9 protein-coding genes and 1 pseudogene are annotated in these 11,345 nt (G+C 72.3%); 6 read left to right on the top strand and 4 right to left on the bottom strand.

Annotated features, from left to right (window positions below; all coding sequences use genetic code 11):
• The 3 genes and pseudogenes from FM076_RS12670 to FM076_RS12660 all read left to right on the top strand — a co-directional run.
• Positions 1-1,299: glycosyltransferase family 4 protein (locus tag FM076_RS12670; protein WP_345944972.1), on the top strand; the 1,299-nt coding region annotated here is incomplete at its 5' end.
• Positions 1,202-2,431 (top strand): annotated as a pseudogene (locus FM076_RS12665) (nucleotide sugar dehydrogenase); the annotation flags it as partial. The gene FM076_RS12670 and the pseudogene FM076_RS12665, both read left to right, overlap by 98 nt.
• Before the next feature lie 89 nt (positions 2,432-2,520).
• A complete protein-coding gene (locus tag FM076_RS12660; protein ID WP_173870373.1) occupies positions 2,521-3,657 on the top strand; it encodes a glycosyltransferase family 2 protein in 1,137 nt (378 codons plus the stop codon).
• A 55-nt stretch (positions 3,658-3,712) separates the two neighbouring features.
• Here FM076_RS12660 and FM076_RS12655 read toward each other — a convergent pair whose 3' ends face one another.
• Both FM076_RS12655 and FM076_RS12650 read right to left on the bottom strand, forming a co-directional pair.
• Complete coding sequence (locus FM076_RS12655) at positions 3,713-4,489, bottom strand: GntR family transcriptional regulator (RefSeq protein WP_173870371.1); 777 nt, start codon at positions 4,487-4,489, stop codon at positions 3,713-3,715.
• The gene (locus FM076_RS12650; RefSeq protein ID WP_173870369.1) at positions 4,486-5,028 is read right to left on the bottom strand and encodes a UTRA domain-containing protein; all 543 of its coding nucleotides are present in this window, start codon (positions 5,026-5,028) and stop codon (positions 4,486-4,488) included. The genes FM076_RS12655 and FM076_RS12650 overlap by 4 nt, the downstream gene beginning before the upstream one ends.
• A 147-nt stretch (positions 5,029-5,175) precedes the next feature.
• On the opposite strand from FM076_RS12650, the gene FM076_RS12645 reads away from it, so the two are divergent.
• The 3 genes from FM076_RS12645 to FM076_RS12635 are packed head-to-tail and all read left to right on the top strand — an operon-like array spanning position 5,176 to position 7,255.
• Entirely contained in the window at positions 5,176-5,580 is a 405-nt protein-coding gene (locus tag FM076_RS12645) for an ATP-binding protein (protein WP_173870368.1), read from the top strand.
• Positions 5,581-6,705, top strand: coding sequence for an adenosylhomocysteinase (locus FM076_RS12640; RefSeq protein ID WP_173870366.1), 1,125 nt, complete (start codon positions 5,581-5,583; stop codon positions 6,703-6,705).
• Between the two features lie 7 nt (positions 6,706-6,712).
• Positions 6,713-7,255, top strand: a complete 543-nt coding sequence (locus tag FM076_RS12635; RefSeq protein WP_173870364.1) for an NUDIX hydrolase — start codon at positions 6,713-6,715, stop codon at positions 7,253-7,255.
• Between the two features lie 63 nt (positions 7,256-7,318).
• Here FM076_RS12635 and FM076_RS12630 read toward each other — a convergent pair whose 3' ends face one another.
• Both FM076_RS12630 and FM076_RS12625 read right to left on the bottom strand, forming a co-directional pair.
• On the bottom strand, positions 7,319-9,637 hold the full coding sequence (locus tag FM076_RS12630) for a bifunctional glycosyltransferase/CDP-glycerol:glycerophosphate glycerophosphotransferase (RefSeq protein WP_173870362.1): 2,319 nt from the start codon (positions 9,635-9,637) through the stop codon (positions 7,319-7,321).
• Positions 9,532-11,345 (bottom strand): CDP-glycerol glycerophosphotransferase family protein (locus FM076_RS12625; RefSeq protein ID WP_173870359.1); only part of this gene is annotated, 1,814 nt, incomplete at its 5' end. The genes FM076_RS12630 and FM076_RS12625, both read right to left, overlap by 106 nt.

Genomic DNA, 11,345 nt, shown 5'->3' with positions numbered 1-11,345 from the left:
CGCGCCGCGGGCACCCTCGCGGACCGCGCCGCCGTCGTCCTGTGGCAGCGCGTGCTGCGGGAACGCTGCTGGCGCGGACTCTGGCCTGGCCTCTACGACTTCGAGCTGGCCTACGGCCGGGTCGTGGACGAGCTGCGGCCCGACCTCATCCACGCCCACGACTTCCGGATGCTGGGCGTCGGCGCCCGCGCCAAGATCCGGGCCGCGGCCGAGGGCAGGGCGGTGAAACTGGTGTGGGACGCCCACGAGTTCCTGCCCGGCGTCCGCCCCTGGCACAACGACGTGCGCTGGCTGCCCGCGCACCTGGCGCACGAGGCCGAGTACGCGCCGTACGCCGACGCCGCCGTCACCGTCTCCGCGGGGCTGGCCGCGCTGCTGCGCCGCCGGCACGGGCTGCGCGCCGACCCCGTCGTCGTCCTCAACGCGCCCGAGGCCCGCGCCACCCGCGGCGACCCGGACGAGAAGGTGCCCGGCCTGCGCGCCCTGTGCGGCATCGGCCCCGATGTCCCGCTGGTCGTCTACAGCGGTGCCGCGGCGCCGCAGCGCGGCCTGGGCACCATGGTCGAGGCGCTGCCCCGGCTGCCCGGGGTGCACACCGCGCTGGTGGTGCCCAAGCCCGCGGCCGGGTATCCGAAGCAGCTGCGGGAGCGTGCCGCCCGGCTGGGGGTGGCCGAGCGGCTGCACATCCTGCCGTACGTGCCCTACCAGCAGGTCGTGCCCTTCCTCGCGGAGGCGGACGCCGGGGCGATTCCGTTGCACCACTGGCCCAACCACGAGATCGCGCTGATCACCAAGTTCTTCGAGTACGCGCACGCCCGGCTGCCGCTGGTGGTCAGCGACGTGGAGACGATGGCCGCCACCACCCGCGAGACCGGCCAGGGCGAGGTCTTCCGCGCCGAGGACACCGCCGACTACGTCCGCGCGGTACGGGCCGTCCTCGCCGACCCGGAGCGCTACCGCGCGGCCTACGCGCGCCCCGGGCTGCTGGAGCGGTGGACCTGGGAGGCCCAGGCACACACCCTCGACGCGCTCTACACCGGGCTGCTGCACGACCGGCCGGACCGGCCGGACAGACCGGACCGCTCGGCCCGGCCGGCCCGTGCGGGCCGTGCGCAGGAACCGGACCGGACCGACCAGCCAGAAGGAGACGGCAATGCGGATCTGTGTGGTGGCGCTCGGGAAGATCGGGCTGCCACTGGCCGTGCAGTGCGCGGCCAGGGGGCACCGGGTGACGGGCGCGGACACCGACGCGCGCGTGGTCGCGAGCGTCAACGAGGGCCGGGAACCGTTCCCGGGTGAGGAGGGCCTGGCCGAACGGCTGGCCGAGGCGGTCGCGGCGGGCAGACTGACCGCCACCACCGACACCGCGGCCGCCGTCGCCGAGTCGGAGGCCGTCCTGATCGTCGTCCCCCTCTTCGTGGACGAGCGGGGCACCCCCGACTTCCGGGCGATGGACGCCGCGACCCGGGCCGTCGCGGCGGGTCTGCGTCCCGGCACGCTCGTCAGCTACGAGACGACCCTGCCCGTCGGCACCACCCGGGACCGCTGGGCGCCGCTGCTCAAGGAGGGCTCGGGACTGCTGCCCGAGCGGGACTTCTCCCTCGTCTTCTCGCCCGAACGGGTCTTCACCGGACGGGTCTTCGCCGATCTGCGCCGCTACCCCAAACTGGTCGGCGGCATCGGCCCGGCCTCCACCAAGGACGGGGTGCGCTTCTACGAGTCCGTTCTCGACTTCGACCCGCGCACCGACCTGCCCCGTCCCAACGGGGTGTGGGACCTGGGCTCGGCCGAGGCCGCGGAGCTGGCGAAGCTGGCCGAGACGACCTACCGGGACGTCAACATCGCGCTCGCCAACCAGTTCGCGCGCTTCGCCGACCGGGCCGGTGTCGACATCGAGGCCGTCATCGACGCCTGCAACACCCAGCCCTACAGCCACCTCCACCGCCCCGGCATCGCGGTGGGCGGGCACTGCATCCCCGTCTACCCGCGCATGTACCTGTGGAACGACCCCGAGGCGGCCGTCGTCCGCGCGGCCCGCGAGACCAACGAGGCCATGCCCGCCCACGTCGTCGGCCTCCTCGCCGACGCCTACGGCGACCTGGCCGGCGCCGAGGTGCTGGTGCTGGGCGCCGCCTACCGGGGCGGGGTGAAGGAGACCGCGTTCTCCGGCGTCTTCCCCACCGTCGCGGCCCTGCGCGAGCGCGGCGCCCGCCCCTATGTCTCCGACCCCCTGTTCACGCCGCACGAGCTGGCCGACATGGGGCTGCGGCCCTGGACCGGGCAGCCGGTGACCGCCGCCGTCGTCCAGTCCGACCACGCCGCCTACCGCGAACTGTCCGCCGACCAGCTGCCCGGGGTGCGGGTCCTGGTGGACGGCCGCCGCGTCACCGACCCGGCGCTGTGGGCCGGAGTGCGGCGGGTGGTCGTCGGGGACGGGGCGGGGCGCGGCGCGGGTCGCGGGGCGCGGCGCGGTGCGGGGCGGGTGACGGGGCGCGGGGCCGGACGCGGGGCGGTGCGCACATGACCACCGGAGCGGGTGCGGGGGTGTGCGAGGCTCCGGACGTCAGCGTCGTCGTCGCCGTCTACAACACGATGCCCTACCTCACCAGGTGCCTCGACTCGCTCGTCGAGCAGACCATCGGACAGCGCCGGATGGAGGTGCTGCTCGTCGACGACGGCTCCACCGACGGCTCCACCGAGGAGATCCAGCGGTACGCCGCCCGCCACCCCGGCCTCTTCACCACCCTGCGGCAGCCCAACTCCGGCGGACCCGCCGCACCCAGCAACCGGGGCCTGGAGGTGGCCGGCGGGCGGTACGTCTTCTTCCTCGGCGCCGACGACCACCTCGCCCCCGAGGCGCTGGAGCGCATGGTGACCATGGCTGACAACTGCGGCTCGGACGTGCTGCTGTGCAAGATGGTGCCCGTGGGCGACCGCACCGTCCCCACCGGGGTCTTCACCCGTACCGCCCCGGCGATCCGGCTGGTCGGCGACGGGCTGCCGTGGGCGCTGTCCAACACCAAGCTGTTCCGGCGCTCCCTGATCGAGGAGCACGGCATCCGCTACGACGAGACCATGCCGGCCTTCAGCGACCAGCCGTTCGTCCTGGAGGCGTGCGTGCGGGCCTCCCGCATCTCCGTCCTGGCCGACCAGCCGCACTACTTCGCGGTACGCCGCGCCGACTCCAGCAACATCACCTACCGGGCCGGGCCCCTGACCCGGCTGCGCTGCACCGAACGGCTCTTCGAGGCCACCTGCCGCCTGCTGGCGCCGGGCCCGCTGCGCGACGCCTTCCACCGGCGGCACTTCCACGTCGAGGTCTGCCAGCTGTTCGGCCCCGACTTCGCCGCCCTCCCGCCCGAGGAACGGCAGGCCGTCTGCACCGGCGCGGCGCGGCTGATCAGCGCGTACGGCGACGGCGTACTGGAACGCCTCGACCCGCCCCGCCGCCGCACCCTGGAACTCGCCCGGCGCGGCGAGGCCGAGGCCCTGGCCGGCCGCCCCGCCGAGGCCGGCCCGCTGAGGACCCTGCGCCACTCGGCCCTGGCCCGCTGGCTCCGCACCCCGGTCCGCCCCCTCCCCCGCCACCCGGACACGGACCCCCTCGACCCCCGCGGAACGCACCCCGTCAGAGGCGCGGACGCCGTCGGGGGCTGACCCGTTCCCTGCCTGATGGTGAGCCCCCTGCGCTGCTTGCGCTCACCGGGCGTCGTCACTCAGGGGGGAACTCGTACTGCAACTCGTAGAGGTGGCCGGCCTTTGCCATGACGGTTGCCTCGATGGGCCGCTCACGATCGCTGTACACGACGCGCAGGGTGCGCAGTACGGGAAGGCTGCCGGGAAGTTGCAGAGCGCTGTATTCCTCTTGCGTGGGGACTCGTGCGGAGACCCGGTCCACGCTGAGTCGCGGTGGATGTCCGAGTTCCGCGAGGAGGGTGGGTGTGCCGCCTTTGATCTTGCGGCGCTCCATCATCGCCGTGCCTCGGGCGAGCTCCAGCGGGTAGTAGGACTTGACGAGTTCCACCGGTTCGTCGTCGATCGTGAGTAGTTGGCAGCGCAGAAGGGCGGTACCGCCCTCGGGGAGTCCGAACGCCAGGCGGGCGTCCGCCGGGGGCGTGGCTTCTCGCACGTCCAGCAGTTTGCTGCGCGCTCGCCCGAGCTTCGCGGTCTCGGTGAGCCAGCGGTAGGGCTGTCCCGTCGCCGCCGGTGCCATGTACGTGGCTGGTCGTATGGTCCGTTGCCGATGCTCGCGCACGGTGACGGCAGCTCCCGGCCGCCCGACGACCAGACGTTCGTCCTTGAGGAGTTGCAGCGCCTTTTGAACGGTCGCGCTCGAGGACTTGAACCTGGACTTGAGCTGCGCTGTTGACGGCAACTTGGCACCTGGGGCGAGGTCCCCGCTCATGATCTCGTCGCGCAGGTCGGCGGCAATCCGCTCGTGGAGCGAACGGCGGTCGAGAGCGTGCGGTTCAGGCTTGGGCACGGTCATTCGATCCTTAGTTCGTAACGGAGGCGCTGGCGCTTCGATGGCATCGCCATCACGTCGACTTGAATGGGCCGGTCCTCATCGTCCAGCGTGAGCCGTGTCAGCTGCAGAACCGGCTCTTGGGCGCCGATCTGCAATGCTTCCTGTTCTCGCTCGCTCGGCAACCGGGCGATGACATCCTCGCGGACTCGCACGCCCTTGTGTCCGAGTGCGGCGAGCAACGTAACCGCCCCGCCGGGGATCTTGGCCGCCTCTGCCAGAGGGGTTCCGCGGCCGATGTCCGCGGGATAATACGTGTCGGTCAACTCGCAGGGCTGGTCGTCGAGAAGCATGAGCCTTCGGCGTACGACGACCTCTTGCGCCTCGGAAACTCCGAACGCCTCCGCCACCTCGGGCGGTGCCATCACCATTCCGGCGCGGAGAATGCGCTGACTGCCCCGGCGACCTGCGGCCGCGGTCTCGGCACCCCAGGTGTCGCGCTGTCCTTTCCGGCGCGGCGTCAAGTACGAGGTCGAGGCGCTGACCCAAGCTCTGTCACTCACGGCATCCTCCAGAAGAGCCGATGTCCCGGCCTTGCCGCTTTACACGGTAAGCGACTCGGTCATGGTGTCCACCCTCAGCAACCTTGCTGCTTTATGCGAATAGCAGTATCGTCTCGGTGCAAGCCAGGAAGAGGGCGGTGACCACCTGTGTCCTTGTCACGGCAACGGAGTTTCCCCCGACGGCGCGTCTCCGTCGGTGCTGCTCGCGACTTCGCCACCAAGACCCTCGCGGAGTGGGGCCTCGACGAGCTGCAGGAGGACTTACGGCTGTGCGTCTCCGAGCTCGCCACCAACGCTCTGCTCCATGGAGTGCCGCCGGGGCGGGAGTTCTGCGTACGGCTCGCCATGGATGGCGCATCGGTGCGGCTCGAGGTTCGGGACAGCGGTGAAGGATGCCCAAAGGTCCGGTCTTCCGGTGCGGATGAGGTCACTGGTCGCGGACTGCGCCTGGTGAGGGCACTGGCGGACGACTGGGGTGTGACCGAACACGTCGTAGGCAAGACCGTTTGGCTGCGCTTCACACTCAAGCCTGAGCTGGAAGGAACCGGGTGAATGGAAATCTTCGAACGTGCACGCTTGGACGCCTACTTCAGCAGGATCGCCGCACGCTTCACGCCGGAGGCACGTCCGGAATCGTTCCTGATCACGCACTTGCTGCCGGAACGTCCGGCGTTTGTGCGGGGCGTCGCGAGCGTGACCGACCTGCGTGCCGTACTGCCCAAGCCGAAATCCGTACATGCCGAGGCGCGGCGCCGGATCGAGGCCGACGGGCACACGTGCGACAGGCTCACGCGCGAGATGTTCTCCGACGTGGATTGCGCCACGCGGTACATCGAGGCGCGTGCCGCAGGCCGGTCGATCGTACTGCTGGACGTCGGCGGGTATTTCGCTCCGGCCATCGAGGGGCTGTGTGACCGGTTCTCGGGACGCATTCTGGGAGTCGTCGAAGACACCGAGAACGGGCACAGAAGGTATGCCGGACTCGACAAGCTTCCCTGCCCGGTCGTCTCTGTGGCCCGCTCCCCGCTCAAGGACCCCGAAGATTTTCTCGTCGGGCAGTCGGTCGTCTTCTCCACCGAGGCTTTGATGCGCAGCCGCGCCGACATCCTGCACGGCCGCACGGCACTGGTGATCGGCTTCGGCAAGCTGGGCAGTTCCATCGCCCGTCTCCTGCATGCCAAGGGGGTCCGGGTAACTGTCTACGACACCGACCCCGTGCGCCACACGCAAGCCCTCTCACAAGGCTTCACCGTAGCCCGCGACCGCGCAAGCGGCCTTGTGGATGCCGAGCTCGTGCTGTGCGCGACAGGCTCGCTTTCGCTGCGTTGCGACGACTTCCAGTGGCTGCGCAACGGTACTTACGTGGCGACCGTGACAAGCAGTGAGGACGAGTTGGAGCTCGATGGATTACCGGAGGTCTACGAGCGTACGCGGATCGGTGCGCACGTCACCCGGTACCTGACGACCGGCCATTACTTCTACCTGCTCAACGGAGGCAACGCCGTCAACTTCGTGCACGGCGCCGGCGTGGGACCATTCATCTTTCTTGTACAGGCCGAGATCCTGGCAGCTTCTGCCATGCTCGCCCGCGGTGGGCTGGGGCCAGGCATGCATGAAGTCGGCCCGGCCGACCGGGCTGCCATCGCCGTGACGTGGCTCGACCATTTCAACCGCTAGGAGAACCATGCCGATCACCGCCGAGCACATCCGCGAGACCATTGACGACTACGTCACCACCTACCCCGAGGAAATGGGGCGGCTCGCGCCCGTAATGGCGCTCCTCGACGCCGGGGCCGACCTCACATCGAGGAAAGAAATTCGTGGACATGCCACAGCCGGGGCGATCCTCGTCGACCCTGCCGGCCGGGTGCTCCACATTCGGCATCTGGCCCTCGACCGCTGGCTGCTGCCCGGCGGCCACCTGGAGGGAGACGATGCCCGTCTCGTCGATGCGGCCCGGCGCGAGCTGGTCGAGGAGACCGGCATTTCTGCCTCCGCCATCGTCCCGGCCGGGCCGGGCCCGCTTCACATCGACGTGCACCCCATCCCCGCCAACGACGACAAAGGCGAGCCGGAGCACCAGCACATCGACTTCCGGTTCCTCTTCCGGACCGCGGCTGATGTCGGCGAGCTCCAGACCGAGGAGGTCACCGCCGCGGTATGGCGCGACGCCGAGACCATCCTGGACGAGACACTGCGTGACCGGATCGTGCAAGCCTCGCGCTGACCAGCGAGCTGCCCGGCGCTGCGACCCCCTGGGCACGCCGGTCCTCCTTTGCGCGCCATCAGGTCAGCCGAGCGATTTCGGGGCGGGGCCCAGGTGCCCCGGAACGGGGGCTGTTGCCACCGTGGGCGACGCTGACAGGGATGCGGACTCGGCCTCCTGCGGGGTGGGGGCCCGGTGGCGGGTGGTGAGGGGGGTCGCCGGGGGGAGGTCCGACAGGGGCTGGCCCAGGAAGGCGTGGCGGACCACGCGTTCGGCGGCGTGGCCGTCGTCCCAGGGGCAGAACCGTTCGCGGAAGGCGGCCCGCAGGGCGCGGGCCTCGGGGCCGCGCCAGGTGCCGCTGCGGAAGACGGCGATCAGCTCGTCCTCGGTGCGGGTGACGGGGCCGGGGGTGTCGCCGGGGCGGCCGGAGAGCAGGTCGAAGTAGACCCCGCGCGCGTCGCGGTAGCTCTCCCAGTCGGGGGCGTGGACGACGAGGGGCCGGTCGAGGTTGGCGTAGTCGAACACCAGGGACGAGTAGTCGGTGACGAGCGCGTCCGCCGCCAGGCACAGGTCCTCGGTGCACGGGTGGCGGGAGACGTCCCGTACCAGTCCGCGGTCGTGCAGGTCGCGCAGCGCGCCGTCGCGCCCGTAGAAGTAGTGGGTGCGCACCAGCAGGACGTAGTCCTCGCCCAGCCCGGCGCTCAGCCGCTCCAGGTCGAGCCGGGGGAGGTAGCCCTTGCGGTAGTCGCGCGCCGTGGGCGCGTACAGGACGGCGGTCCGTCCGGGCGGGACGCCCAGCCGGGCGCGCAGGGTGCGGATCTCCTCGGCGGTGGCCGTCGCGTAGCGGTCGTTGCGCGGGTACCCGGCGGGCAGGTCCGCGAAGCCGCACGGGTAGGCGCGGTCCCACACCTCGGCCGAGTGCGGGTTCGAGGTGACGCTGAGGTCCCAGCGGTCCGCGCGGCGCAGCAGCTTGCCGAAGTCCATCCGGGCCGCGGCCGGATAGGGCTGCTGGTCGAGGCCCATGTGCTTGAGGGGGGTGCCGTGGTGGGTCATCACGTGCACCTGGCCGGGCCGCTTGACCAGGTGGTCGGGGAAGTTGACGTTGTTGACGAAGTACCGTGCGCGGGCCAGCACCCGCCAGTAGGCCCGGGTGCCGGGCAGCACGTGGTCGGTGCCGGGCGGCAGCGAGGCGACGGCGTCGGGGCGCACGATCCACACGCTCCTCAGGTGCGGGGCCAGCCGGCGGGCCGCCGCCTCGATCGCCTGCGGGTTGCAGGCGACGCCCCGGTACCAGTAGGCGGCGTAGACGGCCAGGTCCCGCTGGAGCGGCAGTCTGCGCTGGAGGGCGTAGTAGAGCCGGTGGTATCGCGCGACGAGCCGCCCGCGTGCCGCGCGGACGCCCCGCCGGGCCAGCCCGCCGCCGCGGCGCACCATTTCGCGGGCGGCGAAGAGGGGGTAGACGCCCGGTACGGTGCCCGCCCCCAGCAGCCGGAAGTCGCGGGCGGCGTGCCGGGGCGGGGTGAAGCCCGGCGGCTGGTGGGCGCGGTAGTGCCGGGCGGCCTGCCGGAAGTAGGCGCGTCGGTCGGCGGGCCGTATCCGCTCCTTGCGGCGCAGGCAGAAGACGAGGTGGGCGGCCATCCGCTCGAACAGCAGCGCGCGGTGCGCGTCCAGTCGGGGCCGGCGGTCCAGGAAGGCGAACATCGAGGCGTACTGCCGGAAGATGTCGAAGTGCTGGCGCCCGGGGGAGCGGGTGATGGCACCCCGGTACCGCTGCCGGTAGTCGACGCACACGCGCGGCAGGCAGCCGATGGTGGCCGCGCACACCATCGCCTCGTGGGACAGCGGCGCGTCCTCGTACAGACCCGGCTGGAAGCTGAGCTGTTCGCGCAGGTAGAACGCCCGGCGGTACGCCTTGTTCCAGGCGACGTGGAAGAGCTGGAGCAGCTCGGGGTGCTCGGCCACCGAGAACGTCTGGGTGCCGGTGGCGGCCAGCCGGTCACCGAACGAGCTGGCCTCGGCGTACCCGTCCCACCAGGACCGCTGGTGGTCGAAGACCAGCAGGTCCGGCTCGCCGCACGCGGTCAGCTGGGCGTCGATGGCCGCCAGCGCGCCCGGGAGGTAGCTGTCGTCGCTGTCGAGGAAGAGCAGGTAGTCGCCGCGGGCGTGCTCCACCCCGGCGTTGCGGGCCCGCCCCAGGCCGACGTTCCGCTCCAGGTGCAGCACCCGCACGCGCGGGTCGCGGGCCGCGTAGCTGTCGAGGATCGCCCCGCAGTGGTCGGGGGAGCGGTCGTCGACGGCTATGAGTTCGAGGTCGGTGAAGGACTGGCCGAGTACCGAGTCGAGGCACTCGCGCAGGTAGCCCTGGACCTTGAACACCGGTACGACGACGCTGAAGCGGGGCATGACCACCAGTCCTTCGCTGCGAGGGGGGCGGGGGCGGGGGGCGCGGGCGTTGCGGGGCCCGGGGCGGTGCCCGGGTCGGGGCCCGGGTCTGGGGTGGGGCCCGGGGTGGGGCCCGTATCGGGAGCGGCGCCTGGGGCGGGGCCCGTCTCGGGGGCGGGGCCCGGTGCGGGTGCGGGCCGGCGTTCGGCGAGCGGCACCACGGGCGGGACGAGCGGGGGCACGACCCCGCGCCGGCTCGGGCCCCGGCCCCGGCCCCGGCTTCGGCTCCGGGACTGGTCCCGGTCCTGGCTCCGGCTCCGGTCCTGGCCTCGGCTCCGGTCCTGGTCCGGGGCCTCGCCGAGGAAGACGTGCCGCACCACGCGCTCGGCGGCGTGCCCGTCGTCCCAGGGGCAGAACCGTTCCCGGAAGGCGGCGCGCAGCCGACGGGAGTGCTCGGTGGCCCAGGCGCCGGTGGCCAGCAGGTCGATCAGCTCGTCCTCGCCGCGCGCCACGGGGCCGGGCGCCATGGCCGTGATGTCGAAGTAGGTGCCGCGGGCGTCGCGGTAGGTCTCCCAGTCGGGGGCGTGGACGACGAGGGGCCGGTCGAGGTTGGCGTAGTCGAACATCAGGGACGAGTAGTCGGTGACCAGCACGTCGGAGGCCAGGCACAGCTCCTCGACCGAGGGGTGCCCGGAGACGTCGATCAGGCCGCCGGGCGGCAGGCAGTCCAGCCGCCGGCCGGCGTGGAAGTAGTGGGCGCGGACCAGCACCACGAAGCGTGGCCCCAGTTCGGCCACCAGCCGCGCCAGGTCGAGCCACGGCTGCCCACCGCGCCGGTAGTCGCGGTGGGTGGGCGCGTAGAGCACGGCCGTGGCGCCCGCGGGGATACCCAGCTCGGCGCGGACGCGCGCCACGTCGTCGGCGGTCGCGGTCTGGAAGACGTCGTTGCGCGGGTAGCCGAACTCCAGCGTCGTGTACGGCGACGGGAAGGCGCGCTCCCACACCCGCGTCGAGTGCGGGTTGGCGGAGAGGCTGTAGTCCCAGCGGTCGCTGTGCTCCAGCAGACGGCCGAAGTCCATGCCGTCGGCCGCCGCCGGGTAGGGCAGCAGATCGAGGCCCATGTGCTTGAGCGGGGTGCCGTGGTGGGTCATCAGGAGGGTCTGCCCGGCGCGTTTCACGTACCGGTGGGGGAGGTTGACGTTGCTCACCAGGAAGCGGGCGCGGGCCAGCGCCGTGAAGTGGGCGGCCGACCCGGGCGATATGCGCCGCACACCGGGCGGCAGGGTGTGCGCGTACGCGGGCCCGCACACCCACGCGGTCCGCAGACCGGGCATCAGCTCGCGCGCCTTCGCCTCGATCGCCGCCGGATTGCAGGAGTAACCCCGGTTCCAGTACGCGGAGAAGACGGCCAGGCGGTCGTCGAGGGGGCGGCGGCGCTGGAGGGCGTAGTGCGCGTACAGGGCGGCCCGGCGCAGCAGGGCGCGCAGGCCGCGGAACCGGGCGCCGAGCGCGGCGCGGGCCCGCTCGGCGCGCCACAGCAGCTCCAGTACCCGGTGCGCACCGGCCGCGACTAGGGCGTGTCGCAACCGGCCACGCGGGGACAGGCGTGCCTCGCACGGCCGGGGGCGGCGCGGCTGCGGCTCGTGTGGCTGCGGGTCACCCTGGGGCGGCCCGCCCGGCCGGGCGGGCGCGGAGCGCCGGCGGCGGCAGCGCGTGCGGGCCTCCTCCG

Origin of the sequence: Streptomyces albus subsp. chlorinus, assembly GCF_013302895.1 — a bacterium.
Classification (GTDB): Bacteria; Actinomycetota; Actinomycetes; order Streptomycetales; family Streptomycetaceae; genus Streptomyces; species Streptomyces chlorinus.
Note: the sequence above shows the minus strand (reverse complement) of the source record. Positions and strands in the feature narration are given on the sequence as shown.